Consider the following 20670-nt stretch of genomic DNA (forward strand, 5'->3'; position numbering starts at 1 on the left):
GGCTGCCTACCGGGCGGAACCGAGGAACTCCTGCAGGCGTCCCACACCCGTCGCGAGGTCCTCGTCGCCGAGCGCATAGGACAGGCGCAGGTAGCCGCTCGGTCCGAAGGCCTCACCGGGCACGACGGCGACTTCGACCTTCTCCAGGATCAGCGCGGCGAGTTCGGCGGACGTGGCGGGGGTGACGCCGTCGAAGCTCCGGCCGAGCAGCGGCCGCACGTCCGCGTAGGCGTAGAAGGCGCCGTGCGGGGTGGGGCATTCGACGCCCTCGATCTCGTTCAGCGCCGCCACCATGGCACGGCGGCGTCGGTCGAAGGCCACCTTCATCTCGTCGACCGCCGTCAGCGGCCCGGAGACAGCGGCGAGGGCCGCCATCTGGGGCACGTTCGACACGTTCGACGTCGCGTGCGACTGGAGGTTCGTCGCAGCCTTGACGAGGTCCTTCGGACCGACCATCCAGCCCACGCGCCAGCCGGTCATCGCATACGTCTTGGCCACGCCGTTGAGGATGACCACCCTGTCCCCGAGGGAGGGAGCTGCCGTCGCGATCGACGTGAAGGGCACGCCGTCGTACGTCAGGTGCTCGTAGATCTCGTCCGTCACGACCCACAGCCCACGGGCGGCAGCCCACTCGCCGATCTCGCGGACGGCATCGGCGCCGTACACCGCTCCGGTGGGGTTCGACGGCGAGACGAACAGCAGCACCTTCGTGCGCGGTGTCAGCGCCGCCTCGAGCTGGTCCACGGTCACGAGGTAGCCCTGCTCGGGCCCGGCGAACACCTCGACCGGAACGCCGCCCGCGAGCCGGATGGCCTCCGGATAGGTGGTCCAGAACGGCGTGGGGACGAGGACCTCGTCCCCGGGGTCGAGGAGGGTGGCGAAGGACTCGTAGACGGCCTGCTTGCCGCCGTTGGTCACGAGCACGGAGGCGGGATCGACGGCGTAGCCGGAATCGCGCAGCGTCTTCTCCGCAATGGCCTGCTTGAGCTCGGGAAGGCCGCCGGCAGGGGAGTAGCGGTGGAATCGGGGCTGGCGGGCGGCAGCGATCGCGGCTTCGACGATGTAGTCCGGCGTCGGGAAGTCCGGTTCGCCGGCACCGAAACCGATGACGGGCCGGCCCGCAGCCTTGAGGGCCTTCGCCTTCGCATCCACGGCCAGCGTTGCGGACTCCGCGATCGAGCCGATCCGCCGGGAGATCCGGGGGAGGGCTGCGCGGGTGGAGTCGTCGGTCGTCGCGTTCATCGGGTCCCGTTCCGTGAGGTCTTCGTGGCAGCTTCCAGCTTAGGCGGTGGCCCCCGCCCGAGACCGCATCGGGTGTCCCCGCGTCGTACCGGCAGGCCGGGGACAGCCCCGGACGCCCCCGGACGAGCCCGTCCGGGGGCCGCTCGGGGACTGTTGGGCGACTGCCCGGCCCCCTCCGCGGCACGGTCGGAGCGCCCCGGTTCGACGTTCCGGCGGTGATTGCGTAGACTTGTTCCTCGGTGTTGAAACACCATGATGGTTCCTGCCCGCACCGGGCCGGCCGGAGTGGAAGCTGTACCGGTTTCGAACCAAAGGGTAGTGGCGCAATTGGTAGCGCAGCGGTCTCCAAAACCGCAGGTTGCAGGTTCGAGTCCTGTCTGCCCTGCGCGTGGCCTTCGCGGATGGATCGCGAAGGCCCGGCAGAAACAGATCACGAAGCCCCGGCGCAGGCACAGGCCCCGCGCGGCGGTAAACATGATCAGCTGGGGGCGCCACTGGTGGTCCGGCTGGAACACCACACAGATTGATGAGGTTGACGGTGACCGATACGGCTGCGAGCAGCTCCAAGGGAAGCCCCTCCGAGAAGAAGGCTCCCCAGCGCGGGTTCTTCGGACGCATCATGCTGTTCATCCGCCAGGTCCTCGCGGAACTCGGGAAGGTCGTCACGCCCACCCGCCGGGAACTGGTTCGGTTCACCATCACCGTCCTCGCCTTCGTGGTCATCATGATGCTCCTCGTGACCGCCCTGGACCTCCTGTTCGGGGCCGGCGCGGTGTGGGTCTTCGGCGACAGCTGACGCCGTCCTCCGGGAATGCAGGTTCCGGCACCGCTGTTGACGTGTCGGGCTGAGTACAGGCAAGCAGAACAACTTCCGAAGAATGTCAGAAAGCAGGCGGCTAGGTGTCCGAGCAAGAACTCGAACGGCAGATCACTCCCGAAGATGGTCTGGAGAACGAGGAGTACGGAACGGAGGCGGAGGTCGACGCCTTCGAATCCGACGTGCCTGCGGACGACTCCGACGCGGCTGACTACCCTGCCGCTACCGATGTCGCCGCCGAGGACGGGCTCCTCGCCGACGACGTCGAAGCCGACGAGACCGACGACGAGGTAGACACCGACGTGGATGCCGACTACGACGAGATCGAGGCCACTGCCTCCGACGCCGTCGACGATGCCGCCGCATCCGACGCGGACGAGGCCGGGGAGGCTTCGGAGGAAGCTCCCGCCGAGGACCCCGTTGCCGCCTTCAAGGCCAGGCTCCGCCGCCAGGAGGGTGACTGGTACGTCATCCACTCCTACGCAGGCTACGAGAACCGCGTGAAGGCGAACCTCGAGACCCGCATCCAGACGCTGGACATGGAAGATTACATCTTCGAGATCCAGGTGCCGATGGAAGAGGTCGTCGAGATCAAGAACACCACGCGGAAGATCGTCAACCGCGTGCGTATCCCCGGCTACGTGCTGGTCCGCATGGAACTCACCGACGAGTCCTGGGGTGCGGTCCGCCACACGCCGGGTGTCACCGGATTCGTGGGCAACGCCCACAACCCGGTCCCGCTGAGCCTCAACGAGGTGTTCTCGATGCTCGAGCACACGATCGTCCACACCGACGCCGAGTCGGGCAAGCCGGTCCAGCCCCAGTTCACGCCCGCCACCGTCAACTTCGAGGTCGGCGAGTCCGTCACCGTCAACGAGGGCCCCTTCGAGACCCTTCCGGCGACGATCTCCGAGATCAAGCACGAGTCGCAGCAGCTCGTCGTGCTCGTCTCGATCTTCGAGCGCGAGACCCCGGTCACGCTCTCGTACAACCAGGTCACCAAGATCCAGTAAAGCTTCGACGACTCCCGGCGTGCTTGGCCGGGAAGCGTCGTGAAGGCCGTCACGCCATGACGGCCACCACCCTGCGGGACGCTCCTGTCCCGCAGGAACGCAATGCAAGAGAAGGACCCTTTCATGGCCCCCAAGAAAAAGGTCACCGGCCTCATCAAGCTGCAGATCAATGCAGGCGCCGCCAACCCGGCTCCTCCGATTGGTCCCGCACTTGGCCAGCACGGTGTCAACATCATGGAATTCTGCAAGGCATACAACGCCGCCACGGAATCCCAGCGCGGAAACGTCATCCCCGTGGAGATCACGGTGTACGAGGACCGCTCGTTCACCTTCATCACCAAGACCCCGCCGGCGGCCGAGCTGATCAAGAAGGCAGCCGGAGTCGCCAAGGGCTCGGGCACGCCGCACACCGTCAAGGTTGCGAAGCTGACCAACGCCCAGGTCGAAGAGATCGCCACCATGAAGATGGAAGACCTCAACGCCAACGATGTGCAGGCAGCTGCCAAGATCATCGCCGGCACCGCCCGCTCCATGGGCATCACGGTCGAGGGCTAATACCCCTCCCTCCCGCTCCGTCCGGCACCGCCGGACAGGGCACACCACCATTTCACAGCACGACGGCGCCGCATCCCGCGGACGACGGCGTGAGTGGCAGGGCCCGGCGCGGTCCGCAGACCACGACTGCATAAGGAGAACAAGCAGATGGCACAGCGCAGCAAAGCATACAAGGACGCTGCCGCGAAGATCGAGGCGGACAAGCAGTACGCCCCCCTCGAAGCGGTAGTCCTCGCGAAGGAATCCAACCCTTCCAAGTTCGACGCCACGGTCGAGGTGTCCTTCCGTCTCGGAGTGGACCCCCGCAAGGCGGACCAGATGGTCCGTGGCACCGTGAACCTCCCCCACGGCACCGGCAAGACCGCCCGTGTCCTGGTCTTCGCGACCGGCGAGAAGGCAGAGGCGGCCATCGCGGCCGGCGCTGACTTCGTCGGCTCCGACGACATGATCGAGAAGGTTTCCGGCGGCTGGACCGACTTCGACGCCGCGGTTGCAACCCCTGACCTCATGGGCAAGGTGGGACGCCTCGGAAAGATCCTCGGCCCCCGCAACCTGATGCCGAACCCGAAGACCGGTACGGTCACGGCGGACGTCGCCAAGGCTGTCACCGACATCAAGGGTGGAAAGATCGACTTCCGCGTCGACAAGCACTCGAACCTCCACTTCATCATCGGCAAGGTCTCCTTCGACGAGCAGAAGCTGGGCGAGAACTACGCCGCAGCGCTCGAGGAAATCCTCCGACTGAAGCCTTCGGCTTCGAAGGGCCGCTACATCCAGAAGGCAACGGTTTCGACCACCTTCGGTCCCGGCATCCCCGTCGACCCGAACGTCACCAAGGTCTACGCCTCCTAAGGCGGGTCCCTGCAGAAGCCCCGCGGCGCGAGCCGCGGGGCTTCTGCGTTTAAGGGAGTCCAGCCCGGCCGGGACCCCGACCGGGTAGGGCTATGCTCGGCGCATGACGGCGATCAGCCTGCTCCGCGTCCCCGCAACCCTCGCCGAGCCCGAAGGGGACGACTTCGCACAGAGCGCCCGCGTGTCGGACGCCGTCGAGCGTGCGATCTGGGGTCACGACGACCACGGGATGGATCCGGCGGAGCGGCTCGCCAGGGACCAGCCGACGGCGGACCGGGGGTTCGTCCTGGGTGTCGCGAGGGACCGCGGGCGCATCGTCGCGAACGTGGGCATCGGCATCCCGCCTCGGGACAACCTGCGGAGCGCCGTCGTGCAGATCGAGGTCCTGCCGTCCTACCGGAGGCAGGGGATCGCCACCGCGCTCCTTGCCTTCGCGGAGCAGGAGATGGCGGACCGGGGCCGCTCCATCGCCATGGCCTGGAGCGAAGTGCGCGTCGACGACGGGCCGGAGGCGGGCCCGGTCCTCGTACCGGCCTCCGGCGCCGGCTCGTTCCCGGCAACCGATCCGTCGGCCATTCTTGCCCTGCGGTCGGGATTCGAGCTGGTGCAGGTGGATCGGCAGAGCGTCCTGCACCTCGCCGACGTGCAGGGCGGGCGGGACGGCATCGCGCGGCAGGAGCGCGAGGCGCGCGCCGTGGGCTCCGGGGACTACGACCTCGTGGGCTGGACGGACAGCTGCCCGGAGGACCTCATCGACGACTATTCGCTCCTGCGCCAGAGGATGAGCACCGATCCGCCGCTCGGCGGGTTCGCCCAGGAGGAGGAGGCGTGGGACGCCGACCGCATCCGGCGGGAGGAGGACCGCGCCCGCATGGCCGGTGCCGAGACCCTGGTCTGCGCCGTCCGCCATACCGCGAGCGGACAGCTGGTCGGGCACACCATCCTCGACCGGTCGGAGGCGAAGCCCGCCGTGGTGTACCAGGAGGACACCCTGGTGCTCGGCGGGCACCGTGGGCACAGGCTGGGCCTGTGGCTCAAGGCGGCGAACCTGCGGCGCGTGCTCGACGAATGGCCGACCGCACAGCGCATCTACACGTGGAACGCCGAGGAGAACTCCCACATGCTCGACGTCAACGTCGCACTGGGCTTCCGTCCGTCGGGCCGCACGGCCGGATGGCAGAAGACCCTCGGCTAGCGTGGATTTGGTCGAACCCGCAGAGTCACGTAGGCTTTAACTACCAAAGACCGTCGGTCGATCCATCTCCCCTTCCTGCAGCGCACTCCTGCGCGGCCCGGAAAAGGAACAGGATCCGAAAGTTCCCGTGAGGGACGGCCTACGCAGGTGAACGAAGCTCCTCTCCACCGGCCTGTGCCCGTGTCGAGCAAAGCCCCGTGCATCTGCGCGGGGCGTTTTTTATTGGAGCTGGAAGACCGGCGCATATTCCCCGGAAGGAGGGTTATGGCAACGCCAACAAAGGTTTCTGCAGTGGACGAGATCACCACCGATTTCAAGGACTCCACCGCGGCTGTCCTGACCGAATACCGCGGGCTCACTGTTGCTCAGCTCAAGGAACTGCGCCGTGCCCTTGGCACGGACACGAAGTTCTCCGTCGTCAAGAACACCTTGACGGGCATCGCGGCAAAGGAAGCCGGCATCGACGCGTTCGATGGCCAGCTGTCCGGACCCACCGCGATCGCCTTCATCAAGGGTGACGCCGTTGCTGCGGCCAAGAGCCTCACGGATTTCGCGAAAGCCAACCCGAAGCTCGTCATCAAGACTGGAATCTTCGAGGGCAAGGCCCTCGACGCATCCGAGGTCGTTGCCCTGGCAGCCCTCGAGTCGCGCGAACTCCAGCTCGCCCGGGTGGCAGGTGTCCTCAAGGCGCCGATGTCCGCCCTGGCCCGCAGCGTCGATGCACTGCGCATCAAGCTCGAGGAGGGAAGCGGCGCTGCACCTGCAGCCGACGCTGACGCTCCTGCTGCCGAGGAAGCCGCTGCTCCTGCAGAAGCTGCCGCGGAGGCTCCCGCCGAGGAAGCCGCAGCAACCGAAGCGAACTAGTTTCGCTTCGATCCCCACACTCCGGTGCAGTGCACCACTAAAGGAAGGACGCCTCCCATGGCGAAGCTCACCAACGAAGAGCTCATTGAAGCTTTCAAGGAACTGTCCATCATTGAACTCTCGGACTTCGTAAAGCTGTTCGAGGAGACCTTCGATGTCACCGCTGCTGCAGTTGCAGTTGCAGGCCCCGCCGGTGGCGGAGCCGGCGAAGCCGCCGAAGAGGAGCAGACCTCCTTCGACGTCGTCCTCGAGGCTGCTGGCGACAAGAAGATCGCAGTGATCAAGGAAGTTCGCGCCCTCACCTCGCTGGGCCTGAAGGAAGCCAAGGACGTTGTCGACAGCGCCCCCAAGGCCGTCCTCGAGGGCGTCACCAAGGAAGCTGCAGACAAGGCCAAGGAGGCCCTCGAGGCCGCCGGCGCCACCGTCACCCTCAAGTAACACCCGCTGCACCCGCAGCCCGGCGAAGGCCGGTGTTGCCGCAGTACACGAAAGAGCCCCGCTTCTCGCGAAGCGGGGCTCTTTCGTGTTCCGGGCCGGAGCCGCTCAGCGCCAGAGGAGGAGGGCTTCACCCTGGCCGCCGCCGCCGCAGAGGCTCACGGCGGCCTTCCCGGTGCCCCGGCGGGCCAGCTCCATCGCGGCGTGGAGGGCGAGCCGTGTACCGGACGCACCGATGGGGTGCCCGAGTGCGATGGCCCCTCCATGGATGTTGCACTTCTCGAGCGGGTAGTCGAGGTCCTTGAGGGACTGGACGGCCACGGACCCGAACGCCTCGTTGATCTCGATGAAGTCGAGGTCTCCGGCCGTCCAGCCGGCCCGCCCGAGGGCCTGCTTGATCGCCTCGGACGGCTGCGAGTGGAGCGTGTTGTCCGGTCCCGCGACCTGGCCCGGCCGCCCGACGACGGCCAGCACCGTCAGTCCGGATTCCTCGGCGTAGGAGCGTGTGGTCACGACGAGCGCCGCGGCGCCGTCGGACAGGGGCGAGGAGTTGCCCGCCGTGATCGCGCCGTCCGGATTGAACGCCGGCCGGAGCTTCGCGAGGGACTCGACGGTCGTGGCCGGCCGGATACCTTCGTCGCTGGTGAGGACGACGTCGTCGCCCTTGCGCTGCGGCACCCGGACCGGGACGATCTCCTCGGTCAGCACGCCGCTGTCCGTCGCGGCGGCCGCACGCTGGTGCGACGCCGCCGCGACCCCGTCCTGGGCCGTGCGGTCGATCTCGAGACGGACGTTCCCGCGCTCCGTCGACGCTCCCATCGACTCGTCGTCGAAGGCATCGGTCAGGCCGTCGTGCGCCACCGAATCGAGGGCGGGAATGGACCCGTAGGTCCAGCCCTGGCGGGAGCCGGGCAGCAGGTGGGGTCCGCGGGTCATCGACTCCTGGCCTCCGGCGACGACGACGCGCGCCTCGCCGCCGCGGATCAGGCGGGCGGCGTCGATCACGGCGGTGAGGCCGGAGAGGCAGACCTTGTTGACGGTGACGGCCGGGACGTTCCAGGGGATGCCCGCCTTGACCGCGGACTGCCGGGCCGGGTTCTGGCCGCAGCCGGCCTGGACCACGTGACCCATGATGACGGCGTCCACGGCGGAGGCAGCGACGCCCGCGCGCTCCAGCGCTCCCGTGATGGCCAGTGCGCCGAGCTCGACGGCGGTGAAGGAGGCGAGCTGCCCGTTGAGGCGCCCGAGGGGTGTGCGGGCGCCGCCGACGAGGACGACGTCGTCGGGGGATGGCGTGGGTGTCGCCATGGCGAAACTCTCTTTCGTCGTTGAAATGGTGCCGCTACCAGACTAGGACTTTTTGGTGGCGCTTCCGCTGCGCCGCCGTTCAGGGGACGTCGCGGGGTCCGGGGCCGTCGGCGCCCTCCGGGTAGAGCAGGGGGAGCTGCAGGGTGAGCCAGGGACTGAACGCCCACGGCGTCGCGGTGACGGCACGTACGAGTTCGCGTGCGTCGACCCACTGGTAGTCCATGACCTCGGCGGGCAGCGGAGCCACGGGGCTGTCCGCCACGGCCGTGTAGACGGGGCAGATCTCGTTCTCGACGATGCCCGAGGCGTCCACGGCTCGGTACCTGAACTCCGGCAGTGCGGGTCGGATGTCCGCGACCCTGAAGCCGAGCTCCTGGGCCGCGCGCCGCTGGACGGCGTCCTCGAACGGCTCGTCCGGTGCGGGGTGCCCGCAGAAGGAGTTGGTCCAGACGCCGGGCCAGGCCTTCTTGCCGAGGGCGCGGCGCGTGACGAGGATGCGACCGGCGTCGTCGAACACGTGCGTGGAAAAGGCCAGGTGCAGGGGGGTGTCGAGCGTGTGGACGGTCGCCTTGGGGTGCGTTCCGACGGGAGTGCCGTCCTCGGCGAGCAGCACCACGACCTCGGTCTCCGGACCCGTACCGCCGTCGATGCCCGTCCGCTGCGCCGTATATCCTGCTTCGCTCGCCATCGTGGCACTCTTTTCGCTGATCGTCCGTGCGGTACGCGGGGTTCGCTCCAGCCGGGTGGCCGGCCCGGCTGTATACACCCGACGTGTCGTCAGGGCGCCATATCCGTTGTTTACTTTACCTATGGACATGGACACTCTGCTGGTCGAGCCCGCCGGGCTCGAACAGGTCGAGAGTGCGCTCGAGCGGTTCTTCGAGGAGTCCAAGGCCCGTGCCGCGAGGATCGGACCGGGGTACCACGCCCTCTGGGAGACCCTCGAGCGGTGTACCGCCGGCGGGAAGCGATTCCGGCCCCGCATGGTGATGTCCGCCTACCAGATGCTCGGCGGCCGCGACCTCGCCAATGCGGCCGAGGTCGGTGCTGCCTTCGAGCTGCTCCATACGGCCCTGATCGTGCACGACGACGTGATCGACCGCGACTTCGTCCGCCGCGGGATCCCCAACGTCTCCGGCCGCTACCGCACCATCGCCGAGGGGGCAGGCATGTCACCCGAGGGAGCACATCACGTCGGCCTCTCCGCCGGGGTCATCGCCGGGGACCTGGCGCTCTCGAACGCCTACCGGCTGCTCGAGCGGGTCGAGGCGCCCCCCGCCGTTCGACGCCGGCTCGGGGACATCCTCGACGAGGCGGTCTTCGCGTCCGCCGCGGGGGAGTTCCTCGACATCGAGACCTCCCTGGATCCGGCCATGCCGTCCCTGGAGGCCATCGTCGACATGGCCCGGCTCAAGACCTCCGTCTACTCCTTCGAGGGACCCCTCCAGGCAGGTGCCGTCCTCGCCGGCGCCGACGAGGAGCTCATCGCCCGCCTCGGCGATTTCGGGCGGGACGCCGGCATCGCCTACCAGATCGCCGACGACCTGCTCGGTGTCTTCGGGAACGAGACGCGCACCGGGAAGACGAACTGGGGAGACCTGCGCGAGGGCAAGCGGACCGCGCTCCTGTCCTACGTCTCCGCGCGGCCGGAATGGGAGGACATCTCGGCCCTCGTCGGCAGTCCCGGGATGTCGGCGGCGGACGCCGACTTCGTCCGGCGCATCCTCGTCGACAGCGGTGCCAAGGACTACTCCTCGGACCTCGCCGCCGAGTACGCCGCACGCGCCCGCACCCACCTCGACTCCGACGTCGTGCCCTCCGCACTGCGGTCCGCCCTCCACCCCGTGGTGACGGCCGTCGTGGACAGGGTGCACTGAGTGGGCGTGAACGATCCGCTCGCACGCTACAACGCGGCAGCGCTCAAAACCTCCGCGGAGGTCATCCGCTGCTACTCGACGTCCTTCGGCATGGCCTCGCGCATCCTCGACCGCACCACGCGCGCCTCCATCGAGTCCGTGTATGCGCTGGTGCGCGTCGCCGACGAGGTCGTGGACGGCGCCGCTGCCGGAGCTGGGCTGCCGGTGGACGAGGTCGGACGACTCCTGGACGACCTCGAGCGTGACACCGAGACGGCCATGACCACCGGCTACAGCACAAACCTGGTGGTGCACGCCTTCGCCCTCACGGCACGGGCCACGGGCATCGGCGTCGACCTCACCCGGCCCTTCTTCGCCTCCATGCGCGCCGACCTCACCCGGAGCGAGCACACGCAGGAGTCCTTCGACCTGTACGTCTACGGGTCCGCGGAGGTCGTCGGGCTGATGTGCCTGCGGGCCTTCCTCGTCGGCCGGACCGGAACGCCGGAGGAGGACGCCGTGCTCGTGGACGGCGCGAGGCACCTCGGCGCCGCCTTCCAGAAGATCAATTTCCTCCGGGACCTCGCCGAGGACTTCTCCACCCTCGGCCGCAGCTACTTCCCGGGCGTGCGGCCGGGGAACTTCACGGAGGCGGACAAGATCCGCCTCCTGGACGACATCGACCGGGACCTGCGCATCTCGGCCGCCGCGCTCCCGGGCCTGCCCCCGACGCCGCGGCGCGCCGTCACCCTCGCACAGGGACTGTTCACCGAGCTCGCCGCCAGGCTGCGCCGCACGCCGGCCGACGAACTCCTGCGGGCGCGGGTCCGGGTGCCCACCCCGGTCAAGCTCCGCATTCTGGCGCAAGCCTTCACCGGTCGCGCGGCACCGGAACTCGCCGCGCAGGAGAGGTCGGCATGACACCCCAGCAGAGCGGGCGGATACGCGTGGCAGCCAAGGACGTCGTCGTCATCGGCGGCGGGATCGGCGGGCTCGCGACGTCGGCCCTGCTGGCCCGTGAAGGGCACAGCGTCACCCTCCTGGAGAAGCGCGGACAGGTGGGCGGCCGCGCCGGTTCCTGGGAGCAGGGCGGTTTCCGCTTCGACACCGGCCCGTCCTGGTACCTGATGCCCGAGGTGATCGACCACTTCTTCCGGCTGATGGGCACGAGCGCCGCGGAGCAGCTCGACCTCGTGAAGCTCGATCCCGGCTACCGCGTCGTCTTCGAGGAGGGCGGGGCGGTCGACGTCCCCGCGGACCGGGAAGCCGTCACCAAGCTTTTCGAATCCCTCGAGGCCGGCGCCGGCGAGCAGCTGTCGAAGTACCTCGACTCCGCGGAGGACGCCTACGAGATCGCCAAGAAGCGTTTCCTCTACTCGACCTTCCAGTCCTTCCTGCCCTTCGTCCGGCCCGACGTCCTCGCCCGGCTCCCGCGGATCGCGTCGCTGCTCCTCCAGCCGCTGCAGTCCTTCGTCGAGAAGCGCTTCCAGGACCCGCGCATCCAGCAGATCCTCGGCTACCCGGCCGTGTTCCTCGGCAGCTCGCCCTTCGACGCGCCGAGCATGTACCACCTGATGAGCCACCTCGACCTCGACGACGGCGTGCTCTACCCGATGGGCGGTTTCAGCACCCTCATCGACGGGATGCGCCGGGTGGCGGTGGCCGCCGGCGTCGAGATCCGCACCGACGCCGACGTCGTCTCGATCGACACCGAGCCCCGGACGCCCGGCAGGTCCCCCCTCGACCGCCGGGCCGCGACGGTGCGCGGGGTCACCTACCGCACGAACGGTACGACGACGTCGATCGGTGCCGACATCGTCGTGTCCGCCGCGGACCTCCACCACACCGAGACCACGATGCTGCCGGCGGACCTGCAGACGTACCCGGAGGGGTACTGGCAGAAGCGCGTGCCCGGTCCCAGTGCGCTGCTCCTCTACCTGGGCGTCCGGGGAAGCCTGCCGCAGCTCGAACACCACACCCTGCTGTTCACGACGGACTGGCGCGACAACTTCGGGCGGATCTTCGGCAAGGAGACCTCCGTGCCGTCACCGGCATCGCTGTACGTGTGCCGCCCGAGCGCCACGGACGGTTCCGTGGCCCCAGCCGGCCACGAGAACGTGTTCGTTCTCGTGCCCATCCCGGCGGACGTCACGATCGGCAGGGGAGGGCTCGAGCGCGGGGGAGACGCGAGGGTCGAGGACCTGGCCGACGCCGTCATCGGCCAGATCTCGGAGTGGGCAGGTATCCCCGATCTGGCCGAGCGCATCGTCGTCCGCCGCAGCTACGGGCCGCAGGACTTCGCCGACGACCTCAATGCGTGGCGCGGTACGTCGCTCGGTCCGGCGCACATCCTGAAGCAGAGCGCGTTCTTCCGCGGCTCGAACCGCAGCGCGAAGGTCGGCAACCTCTTCTACGCGGGGAGTTCCACGGTTCCCGGCATCGGCATCCCCATGTGCCTCATCAGTGCGGAACTCATCGTCAAACGGCTGCGCGGCGACACCAGCACGGGGCCGCTGCCGGAGCCTGCCGCCGGGTAGGACGGACCCCGGCCGCCGGATGCTACCGGCAGGACGTCCTCCCCACCAGGTGTGGTGGGCTTGACGCAGGGAGGGGAGAGGAGCTATTGGACTTTACGCTACGCATGCCGTAACGTAGTTCTTTGCGTCTTCCCTCTAAACCTCAGCCTTCATATAGCGGTGGGCTTTGCTCTGCTCTCGTTGTTTAACCTGGCCATACGGTTGGGGTCACGCGGGCGGACACTGGTGGGCACTGAGATCCCCGCAGCATACTGCGGTGGCGGTGCTGAGGCGAATGCGCTGACAAGCCTGACGGTCTGTGGAAGGATCCCTCTTGGTCGCCCCGAGCACCTCTAATAATGCAACCGCTACCAGCCAGGTCGACGCCGACGGCGCCGCACCCCGGCTCTCATTCGCAAAGATTCACGAACCGCTTGAAGTTCCCAATCTTCTCGCCCTCCAGACGGACAGCTTCGACTGGCTCGTCGGCAACGAGCGCTGGAAGGCCCGCGTTGAGGAAGCGCTGGAGAAGGGGCTGCAGGGTGTAGCCACGACCTCCGGGCTGGCTGACATCTTCGAAGAGATCTCCCCGATCGAGGACTTCCAGGGCACCATGTCCCTGAGCTTCTCCGAGCCGGAATTCGCAGACCCCAAGTACACGATGGCCGAGTGCAAGGATCGCGACGCGACCTACTCCGCCCCGCTGTACGTCAAGGCCGAGTTCATGAACAACAACACGGGCGAGATCAAGCAGCAGACCGTGTTCATGGGTGACTTCCCCCTCATGACCGACAAGGGCACCTTCGTCATCAACGGCACCGAGCGTGTCGTCGTGTCGCAGCTCGTCCGTTCACCCGGTGCCTACTTCGAGCGCACCGCGGACAAGACCAGTGACAAGGACATCTTCAGCGCGAAGATCATCCCGTCGCGTGGTGCCTGGTTCGAGCTCGAGATCGACAAGCGTGACCAGGTCGGCGTCCGTCTCGACCGCAAGCGCAAGCAGTCGGTCACCGTGCTCCTCAAGGCCCTCGGCTGGACCGAAGGCCAGATCCTGGAGGAGTTCGGCCAGTACGACTCCATCCGCGCCACCATGGAGAAGGACGCGACGGAGACCCGCGAGGACGCCCTCCTCGACATCTACCGCAAGCTGCGTCCGGGTGAGCCCCCCACGGTCGAGGCTGCCCAGACCCTCCTGGACAACCTGTACTTCAACCCGAAGCGCTACGACCTCGCCAAGGTCGGCCGGTACAAGATCAACCGCAAGCTCGGCATCGACAAGGACCTCACGGATTCCGACGCCTCGGTGCTGAACATCGACGACATCGTCGCGATGATCAAGTTCCTGGTCGCCCTGCATGCCGGCGACAAGACCCTCGGCGGCAAGCGCGACGGCGGAGACGTCGAGCTCCGCGTCGAGGTCGACGACATCGACCACTTCGGCAACCGCCGCATCCGCGCCGTGGGCGAGCTCATCGAGAACCAGGTCCGCACGGGCCTGTCCCGCATGGAGCGCGTCGTCCGCGAGCGGATGACCACCCAGGACGTCGAGGCCATCACGCCGCAGACCCTGATCAACATCCGTCCCGTCGTGGCCGCCATCAAGGAGTTCTTCGGAACCTCCCAGCTGTCGCAGTTCATGGACCAGAACAACCCGCTCGCCGGCCTGACGCACAAGCGTCGCCTGTCCGCGCTGGGCCCGGGTGGTCTCTCCCGTGACCGCGCAGGCATGGAAGTCCGTGACGTCCACCCGTCGCACTACGGACGCATGTGCCCGATCGAAACCCCTGAAGGCCCGAACATCGGCCTCATCGGTTCGCTCGCCTCGTACGGCCGCATCAACGCGTTCGGCTTCATCGAGACCCCGTACCGCAAGGTCGTCGACGGCATCGTCACCGACCAGATCGACTACCTGACCGCCGACGACGAGGTGGAGCGCCTCATCGCCCAGGCGAACGCGCCCCTCGACGCGAACAACACGTTCACCGAGGACATGGTCCTTGTGCGGACGCGTGGTGGTTCCGGCGAGCCCGTGCTCGTCGAGCCCGCCGAGGTCGAGTACATGGACGTCTCCCCGCGCCAGATGGTGTCCGTCGCGACCGCGATGATCCCGTTCCTGGAGCACGACGACGCCAACCGCGCCCTCATGGGTGCGAACATGCAGCGCCAGGCCGTGCCCCTGCTCCGTTCCGAGCGTCCCCTCGTGGGCACCGGCATGGAGAAGAACGCAGCCGTCGACGCCGGTGACGCCGTCACCGCGACGAAGGCAGGCGTGGTCAAGGAGGTGTCGGCCGACCTGGTCAGCGTCCTCAACGACGACGGCACCGAGACGAACTACCCGATCATGAAGTTCGCCCGCTCGAACCAGGGCAACGCGTACAACCAGCGTGTCCTGGTCTCCGAGGGCGACCGCCTCGAGTACAACTCGATCATCGCCGACGGTCCGTCCACGGACCAGGGTGAGCTCGCGCTGGGCAAGAACATGCTGGTCGCGTTCATGTCCTGGGAGGGTCACAACTTCGAGGACGCGATCATCCTGTCGCAGCGCATCGTCTCCGACGATGTCCTGACGTCGATCCACATCGAGGAGCACGAAGTCGATGCCCGCGACACCAAGCTCGGTGCCGAGGAGATCACGCGTGACATCCCGAACGTCTCCGAGGAGGTCCTCGGTGCGCTCGACGAGCGCGGCATCATCCACATCGGTGCCGAGGTCGAAGCCGGCGACATCCTCGTCGGCCGTGTCACCCCCAAGGGTGAGACCGAGCTGACCCCCGAGGAGCGCCTGCTGCGCGCCATCTTCGGCGAGAAGAGCCGCGAAGTCCGCGACACCTCGCTGAAGGTCCCCCACGGCGAGTCCGGAACGGTCATCGGCGTGCGCATCTTCGACCGCGACAACGACGACGAGCTGCCCCCGGGCGTGAACCAGCTGGTCCGCGTCTACGTGGCACAGAAGCGCAAGATCACGGACGGTGACAAGCTCGCAGGCCGCCACGGCAACAAGGGCGTCATCTCCAAGATCCTCCCGATCGAGGACATGCCGTTCCTCGAGGACGGCACCCCCGTCGACATCGTCCTGAACCCGCTCGGCGTCCCCGGACGCATGAACGTCGGCCAGGTCCTCGAGATCCACCTCGGCTGGGCAGCCAAGCAGGGCTGGAAGATCGAGGGCGAGCCCGAGTGGATGAAGAACCTCCCGAACCTTCCCCGGGAGATCTCCTCGACCACCGTCGCAACCCCCGTGTTCGACGGCGCCACCGAGGACGAGATCGTCGGCCTGCTCGGATCCACGAACGTCACCCGCGACGGACAGCGCCTCATCGGCGAGTCCGGCAAGGCGCGCCTGTTCGACGGCCGCTCCGGCGAGCCGTTCCCGGACCCGATCTCCGTCGGCTACATGTACATCCTGAAGCTCCACCACCTGGTGGACGACAAGATCCACGCGCGCTCCACCGGCCCGTACTCCATGATCACGCAGCAGCCGCTGGGTGGTAAGGCACAGTTCGGCGGACAGCGTTTCGGTGAGATGGAAGTGTGGGCCCTCGAGGCCTACGGTGCGGCCTACACGCTGCAGGAACTCCTCACCATCAAGTCGGACGACATCCACGGACGCGTCAAGGTGTACGAGGCCATCGTCAAGGGCGAGAACATCCCCGAGCCGGGCGTTCCCGAGTCCTTCAAGGTCTTGATCAAGGAAATGCAGTCGCTCTGCCTGAACGTGGAAGTCCTCTCCACCGACGGCACCACGATTGAAATGCGTGACTCGGATGAAGAAGTCTTCCGGGCCGCGGAGGAACTGGGCATCGACCTGTCACGGGCCGAGCCGAGTTCTGTCGAGGAAGTCTAGGTTTCACCACACCGAACCGGTGTTCGAACGCGGCCAACGAAATTTCTGGCGGCCGCGGACGGCCTTGAAATATTGAAGGCCGCTTCCTCGAACACCGGTCCGGTATGGGCCTAGCTCCCCGCCGCACCCCACAAGACTTCAAGAATTTAGAGAACAAAGAGAGAACAGGGACCCTATGTCCAGCGAATCCTCCTTCGGCCTCATGCGAATCGGCCTTGCCACCGCGGACGAAATCCGCGGCTGGTCTTACGGCGAGGTCAAGAAGCCGGAAACCATCAACTACCGCACGCTCAAGCCCGAGAAGGACGGCCTCTTCTGCGAGAAGATCTTCGGCCCTTCCCGTGACTGGGAGTGCTACTGCGGCAAGTACAAGCGTGTGCGCTTCAAGGGCATCATCTGTGAGCGCTGCGGCGTCGAGGTGACCCGCGCCAAGGTGCGCCGTGAGCGCATGGGGCACATCGAGCTTGCTGCTCCCGTCACGCACATCTGGTACTTCAAGGGCGTCCCCTCGCGCCTCGGCTACCTCCTCGACCTGGCTCCGAAGGACCTCGAGAAGGTCATCTATTTCGCGGCCTACATGATCACCTCGGTCGACGAGGAGAACCGCCACGCCGAACTGCCGAACCTCCAGGCCGAGCACGACCTCGAGAAGAAGCAGATGACGGACCAGCGTGACTCCGACATCGCCGCGATCGCCAAGGACCTCGAGGACGAGCTTGCCCGTCTCGAGGGCGAAGGCGCCAAGGCTGCCGACAAGAAGAAGGCACGCGACTCGGCCGACCGCCAGATGGCGAACGTCCGCAAGCGCGCCGACGCCGACATCGAGCGCCTGGTCCAGGTGTGGGAGCGCTTCAAGACCCTGAAGGTCGCAGACCTCGAGGGCGACGAAGGACTCTACCGCGAGCTGCGCGACCGCTACGGCCTGTACTTCGAGGGCTCCATGGGCGCCGAGGCGATCAAGAAGCGCCTCGAGAACTTCGACATGCCTGCCGAGGCAGAGATGCTGCGCGACATCATCCAGAACGGCAAGGGCCAGCGGAAGACGCGCGCCCTGAAGCGCCTCAAGGTGGTCAACGCGTTCCTGACGACGACGAACAGCCCCCTGGGCATGGTCCTCGACGCCGTGCCGGTGATCCCGCCGGAACTGCGCCCGATGGTCCAGCTCGACGGTGGCCGTTTCGCGACGTCCGACCTCAACGACCTGTACCGCCGCGTCATCAACCGGAACAACCGCCTCAAGCGCCTGCTGGACCTCGGAGCTCCCGAGATCATCGTGAACAACGAGAAGCGCATGCTGCAGGAAGCGGTCGACTCCCTGTTCGACAACGGCCGCCGTGGCCGTCCGGTCACCGGACCGGGCAACCGTCCCCTGAAGTCCCTCTCGGACATGCTCAAGGGCAAGCAGGGTCGTTTCCGCCAGAACCTCCTCGGCAAGCGCGTCGACTACTCGGGCCGTTCGGTCATCGTTGTCGGCCCGCAGCTGAAGCTGCACCAGTGTGGTCTGCCCAAGCAGATGGCCCTGGAGCTCTTCAAGCCGTTCGTGATGAAGCGCCTGGTTGACCTCAACCACGCGCAGAACATCAAGAGCGCCAAGCGCATGGTCGAGCGTTACCGCCCCCAGGTGTGGGACGTCCTCGAAGAGATCATCACCGAGCACCCCGTGCTGCTGAACCGTGCACCTACCCTGCACCGCCTCGGCATCCAGGCGTTCGAGCCGCAGCTGGTGGAAGGCAAGGCCCTCCAGCTGCACCCCCTGGTCTGTGGTGCGTTCAACGCGGACTTCGACGGCGACCAGATGGCAGTCCACCTGCCGCTGAGCCCCGAGGCCCAGGCCGAGGCGCGCATCCTGATGCTCTCCTCGAACAACATCCTGAAGCCGTCCGACGGCCGTCCGGTCACCCTGCCCTCGCAGGACATGATCATCGGTCTGCACCACCTCACCACCAAGCGTGAGGGAAGTGCCGGCGAAGGCCGCGTCTTCACCAGCGTCGCCGAGGCGATCATGGCGTTCGACATGGGCTCGCTCCACCTCAACTCGGTGGTCCGGATCCGCGTGGACAACTTCGTGCCCAGTGCCGACATCGAGGCTCCCGAGGGCTGGGAGCCCGGTACGCCGGCGCTGATCGAGACCTCGCTCGGACAGGTCCTGTTCAACGAGACGCTTCCCCTGGACTACCCCTGGGTGGAGAAGGTCGCTGACAAGGGCCAGCTCTCGACGATCGTCAACGATCTGGCGGAGCGCTACCCGAAGGTCGTCACGGCGGCAACGCTGGACAACCTGAAGGACGCCGGTTTCTACTGGGCAACCCGCTCGGGCGTCACCGTCGCCATCTCGGACATCTCCGCGCCGATCAACAAGGCCGGCATCATGGAGGGCTACGAGACGCAGGCCGCCAAGGTCCAGTCGCAGTTCGACAAGGGGCTCATCGCCGACGAGGAGCGCCGCCAGGAGCTCATCGACATCTGGAACAAGGCGACCAACGAGGTTGCCGCATCCATGCGCGACGCGATGCCGAAGGACAACACCATCAACCGCATGGTGTCCTCCGGTGCCCGTGGTAACTGGCTGCAGGTCCGCCAGATCGCCGGTATCCGTGGCCTCGTGGCCAACCCGAAGGGCGAGATCATCCCTCGTCCGATCAAGTCCTCGTACCGCGAGGGCCTGTCGGTCCTGGAGTACTTCATCGCGACGCACGGTGCCCGTAAGGGCCTCGCCGACACCGCCCTGCGTACGGCCAACTCGGGTTACCTGACCCGACGCCTGGTCGACGTCTCGCAGGACGTCATCGTCCGCGAGGACGACTGCGGGACCGAGCGTGGCCTGAAGGTCACCATCGCCGTGCCGAACGCCGATGGCGAGCTGGTGCTGCACGAGGAGGTCGAGAACTCGGCGTACGCACGTACGCTGGCCACCGACGTCGTCGATTCCAAGGGGGAGGTGCTCGCTGCCGCGGGCTCCGACGTCGGGGACGTGCTCATCGGTGAACTGTTCGAGGCCGGTATCGCCGAGATCAAGGTCCGCTCTGTGCTCACCTGTGAGTCCAGTGTCGGAACCTGTGCCCTGTGCTACGGCCGTTCGCTCGCGACCGGCAAGACCGTGGACATCGGAGAGGCCGTCGGCATCATCGCCGCACAGTCCATCGGTGAGCCCGGTACCCAGCTGACCATGCGTACCTTCCACACCGGTGGTGTCGCATCGGCGGAGGACATCACCCAGGGTCTGCCCCGTATCCAGGAGCTCTTCGAGGCGCGTACCCCCAAGGGTGTCGCCCCGATCTCCGAGGTCGCAGGGCGCGTCACCATCGAGGATGCCGAGAAGCAGCTTCGCCTGGTGGTCACCCCGGATGACGGCTCCGAGGAGATCGCGTACCCGGTCCTCCGGCGTGCACGCCTCCTGGTCGCCGACGGCGACCACGTCGAGGTTGGGCAGCAGCTCGTCTTCGGTGCGGTCGACCCGAAGCAGATCCTGCGTATCCTGGGCCCCCGCAAGGCGCAGGAGTTCCTGGTGGACGAGGTCCAGCGCGTGTACCGCAGCCAGGGTGTGGGCATCCACGACAAGCACGTGGAGGTCATCGTCCGCCAGATGCTGCGTCGCGTCACCGTGATCGAGTCCGGCGAGTCGGACCTGCTCCCCGGTGAGCTGGCAGAGCGTCGCCGCTTCGAGGACGAGAACCGTCGCGTGGTATCCGAGGGCAAGAAGCCGGCGTCCGGCCGTCCCGAGCTCATGGGTATCACCAAGGCGTCGCTCGCCACCGAGTCGTGGCTGTCGGCCGCTTCCTTCCAGGAGACCACGCGTGTCCTCACGCAGGCCGCCATGGAAGGCAAGAGCGATCCGCTGCTGGGCCTCAAGGAGAACGTCATCATCGGTAAGCTCATCCCGGCCGGTACCGGCCTGGACCGCTACACGAAGGTCACGGTCGAGCCCACCGAGGAAGCCAAGGCGAACCTCTTCACCGGTCCGAGCGCGTTCAGCGACTTCGACTACGCCGGTGTCGAGGGTGGCCTGAGCCCCGAGTTCCACGCCATCCCGCTGGACGACTACGACATGGGCAACAGCGACTTCCGCTGAACCTGACTGTCGGACGGAAAGGCCCCGGACCACTAGGTCCGGGGCCTTTCCCGTTCGCCCCGTCGTCGCCCGCCAGCGGGGAGCGGGGTACGCGAAGGGGCATG

Annotated in this window: 15 protein-coding genes and 1 tRNA gene; 13 read left to right on the forward strand and 3 right to left on the reverse strand. The window is 67.2% G+C overall.

The annotated features are described in order from the left end of the window. Window positions 1-6: 6 nt before the first annotated feature. On the reverse strand, window positions 7-1242 hold the full coding sequence (locus P5G52_RS07475) for a pyridoxal phosphate-dependent aminotransferase (RefSeq protein ID WP_301226128.1): 1236 nt from the start codon (window positions 1240-1242) through the stop codon (window positions 7-9). Window positions 1243-1554: 312 nt separating this feature from the next. On the opposite strand from P5G52_RS07475, the gene P5G52_RS07480 reads away from it, so the two are divergent. The 8 genes from P5G52_RS07480 (at window position 1555) to rplL (ending at window position 6976) form a co-directional block, all read left to right on the forward strand. Next, window positions 1555-1627, forward strand: a tRNA-Trp gene (locus P5G52_RS07480). Window positions 1628-1780: 153 nt separating this feature from the next. Continuing rightward, entirely contained in the window at window positions 1781-2038 is a 258-nt protein-coding gene (secE, locus tag P5G52_RS07485) for a preprotein translocase subunit SecE (protein ID WP_225437453.1), read from the forward strand. Between the two features lie 104 nt (window positions 2039-2142). Beyond that, window positions 2143-3072: a transcription termination/antitermination protein NusG gene (nusG, locus tag P5G52_RS07490; RefSeq protein ID WP_301226131.1), complete on the forward strand. Its 930-nt coding sequence runs from the start codon at window positions 2143-2145 to the stop codon at window positions 3070-3072. Between the two features lie 123 nt (window positions 3073-3195). Further along, the gene (gene rplK / locus P5G52_RS07495) at window positions 3196-3627 is read left to right on the forward strand and encodes a 50S ribosomal protein L11 (protein ID WP_087030133.1); all 432 of its coding nucleotides are present in this window, start codon (window positions 3196-3198) and stop codon (window positions 3625-3627) included. A 147-nt stretch (window positions 3628-3774) separates the two neighbouring features. Continuing rightward, entirely contained in the window at window positions 3775-4479 is a 705-nt protein-coding gene (rplA, locus tag P5G52_RS07500) for a 50S ribosomal protein L1 (RefSeq protein ID WP_301226134.1), read from the forward strand. 103 nt (window positions 4480-4582) lie between these two features. Beyond that, window positions 4583-5674 (forward strand): GNAT family N-acetyltransferase, encoded by a 1092-nt coding sequence (locus P5G52_RS07505; RefSeq protein ID WP_301226136.1) that lies wholly within the window; start codon window positions 4583-4585, stop codon window positions 5672-5674. A gap of 264 nt (window positions 5675-5938) precedes the next feature. Then, window positions 5939-6538, forward strand: coding sequence for a 50S ribosomal protein L10 (gene rplJ, locus P5G52_RS07510; RefSeq protein ID WP_301226138.1), 600 nt, complete (start codon window positions 5939-5941; stop codon window positions 6536-6538). 57 nt (window positions 6539-6595) lie between these two features. After that, entirely contained in the window at window positions 6596-6976 is a 381-nt protein-coding gene (rplL, locus tag P5G52_RS07515) for a 50S ribosomal protein L7/L12 (protein WP_133082401.1), read from the forward strand. Window positions 6977-7081: 105 nt separating this feature from the next. On the opposite strand, the gene P5G52_RS07520 is transcribed toward rplL, so the two are convergent. Continuing rightward, window positions 7082-8281, reverse strand: coding sequence for an acetyl-CoA C-acetyltransferase (locus tag P5G52_RS07520; RefSeq protein ID WP_301226142.1), 1200 nt, complete (start codon window positions 8279-8281; stop codon window positions 7082-7084). A gap of 79 nt (window positions 8282-8360) precedes the next feature. Continuing rightward, window positions 8361-8969, reverse strand: coding sequence for an isopentenyl-diphosphate Delta-isomerase (idi, locus tag P5G52_RS07525; protein ID WP_301226144.1), 609 nt, complete (start codon window positions 8967-8969; stop codon window positions 8361-8363). Window positions 8970-9096: 127 nt separating this feature from the next. Here idi and P5G52_RS07530 point away from each other — a divergent pair, with 127 nt between their 5' ends. The 5 genes from P5G52_RS07530 (at window position 9097) to P5G52_RS07550 (ending at window position 20566) form a co-directional block, all read left to right on the forward strand. After that, window positions 9097-10158 carry a polyprenyl synthetase family protein gene (locus tag P5G52_RS07530; protein ID WP_301226146.1) on the forward strand — a complete coding sequence of 354 codons (1062 nt, stop codon included), beginning with the start codon at window positions 9097-9099 and terminating at the stop codon, window positions 10156-10158. Between the two features lie 6 nt (window positions 10159-10164). Next, complete coding sequence (locus tag P5G52_RS07535) at window positions 10165-11058, forward strand: phytoene/squalene synthase family protein (RefSeq protein ID WP_301226148.1); 894 nt, start codon at window positions 10165-10167, stop codon at window positions 11056-11058. Continuing rightward, window positions 11055-12674 carry a phytoene desaturase family protein gene (gene crtI / locus P5G52_RS07540; protein WP_301226150.1) on the forward strand — a complete coding sequence of 540 codons (1620 nt, stop codon included), beginning with the start codon at window positions 11055-11057 and terminating at the stop codon, window positions 12672-12674. The genes P5G52_RS07535 and crtI overlap by 4 nt, the downstream gene beginning before the upstream one ends. Before the next feature lie 313 nt (window positions 12675-12987). Then, window positions 12988-16497, forward strand: a complete 3510-nt coding sequence (gene rpoB / locus P5G52_RS07545; protein ID WP_301226152.1) for a DNA-directed RNA polymerase subunit beta — start codon at window positions 12988-12990, stop codon at window positions 16495-16497. A 175-nt stretch (window positions 16498-16672) separates the two neighbouring features. Continuing rightward, on the forward strand, window positions 16673-20566 hold the full coding sequence (locus P5G52_RS07550; RefSeq protein ID WP_301226153.1) for a DNA-directed RNA polymerase subunit beta': 3894 nt from the start codon (window positions 16673-16675) through the stop codon (window positions 20564-20566). Window positions 20567-20670 lie beyond the last annotated feature (104 nt).

Source organism: Arthrobacter burdickii (assembly GCF_030433645.1).
Classification (GTDB): domain Bacteria; phylum Actinomycetota; class Actinomycetes; order Actinomycetales; family Micrococcaceae; genus Arthrobacter_D; species Arthrobacter_D burdickii.